Origin of the sequence: Marinobacter lacisalsi, assembly GCF_042651045.1 — a bacterium.
GTDB classification, from domain to species: domain Bacteria; phylum Pseudomonadota; class Gammaproteobacteria; order Pseudomonadales; family Oleiphilaceae; genus Marinobacter; species Marinobacter lacisalsi.
This window is the reverse complement of record NZ_JBHSDI010000030.1, coordinates 1-963: the sequence shown is the minus strand read 5'-3', so window position 1 is coordinate 963 and position 963 is coordinate 1. Positions and strand designations below refer to the sequence as shown.

The window sequence follows — 963 nt, the reverse complement described above, 5'->3', positions numbered from 1 at the left end:
GGTAATCCCCCCGAAAAACAGCGGTGATCAAAAGTAGAATTTTCCGTAAGCTACACGCAGGGAGATTCTGCATGAAGAGGTCACGTTTTTCCGACAGCCAGATCCTGTCGATACTCAAGCAAGCCGAGAACGGCGTGCCGGTTCCGGAGCTTTGCCGTGAGCACGGCATGAGCAGCGCCAGCTTTTACAAATGGCGCGCCAAGTTCGGCGGTATGGACGCATCGATGATGGCTCGCCTGAAAGAGCTGGAGGATGAGAACCGCCGGCTCAAGAAGATGTATGCCGAGGAGCGGCTGAAGGCTGACATCCTCAAGGAAGCCATCGAAAAAAAGTGGTGAAGCCGTCTCGTCGCCGTGAGATGGCGCAGAAAGCCGTTGGTGAAAAGCGCATCAGCATTCGTCTGGCGTGCTGGATGTTCAGCATCAGTGAGACCTGCTACCGCTACCAGCCCAAACTGAGCGGCGAGAATGCCGAGATCGCAGACTGGCTGGTTCGGCTGACCCACAACCAGCGGAACTGGGGCTTTGGCCTATGCTTTCTGCACCTTCGAAACGTCAAGGGGTTTGGCTGGAATCATAAACGCGTTTACCGGATTTACCGGGAGCTGGAGCTGAATCTGCGCATCAAGCCCAAGAAGCGTCTGGTTCGTGAAAAACCGGAGCCATTGGCTGTGCCGGAAACGATCAACGACAGTTGGTCGATGGACTTCATGCACGACCAGCTCAACGATGGACGAGGTTACCGGCTGCTGAATGTTATCGATGACTTTAACCGCGAGGGGCTTGGCATCGAAGTGGACTTCTCGCTTCCGGCAGAGCGGGTTATCCGATCGCTGGATCAGATCATTGAATGGCGAGGTAAACCGCGTTCTATCCGCTGTGACAACGGGCCTGAGTACATCAGCGGCAAGCTGTCAGCCTGGGCTGAAAAACGGGACATCAAGCTGGCGTTTATCCAGCCGGG

Annotated in this window: 1 pseudogene; it reads left to right on the top strand. The window is 55.6% G+C overall.

The features are described from left to right. Positions 1-71: 71 nt before the first annotated feature. Positions 72-963, top strand: a pseudogene (locus ACFOZ5_RS13415) (IS3 family transposase); the annotation flags it as partial.